General features: G+C 40.0%; 1 protein-coding gene. It reads right to left on the reverse strand.

The genetic code is table 11. From position 1 onward, the window contains the following. Window positions 1-145: class II fructose-bisphosphate aldolase (locus A3774_RS17275; RefSeq protein WP_197468092.1), on the reverse strand; the 145-nt coding region annotated here is incomplete at its 3' end. Between the last annotated feature and the right edge of the window lie 120 nt (window positions 146-265).

Consider the following 265-nt stretch of genomic DNA (forward strand, 5'->3'; position numbering starts at 1 on the left):
CTGCAAGAATAACTGGAGAGTCCATCTCTTTAGCAGTGTCTAACACACAATGAACAGACTCTAAGTTATGTATATTAAAGGCTGGGATTGCATAGCCAGATTTTTGAGCTTGCTCAAGCAAGTATTTGGTATGAATTAGAGTCATTGTCTTAGCTCCACTTTAAAAGTATTTTGCCATCTGGGCTTTTGCCGTTCAGCGCTTCGACGCGTTCAATGAACTCTGAAGGTTCATACACGCCATCTAATAGTGATTGGGTATCAATAA

Origin of the sequence: Neptuniibacter marinus (genome assembly GCF_001597725.1) — a bacterium.
GTDB lineage: Bacteria > Pseudomonadota > Gammaproteobacteria > Pseudomonadales > Balneatricaceae > Neptuniibacter > Neptuniibacter marinus.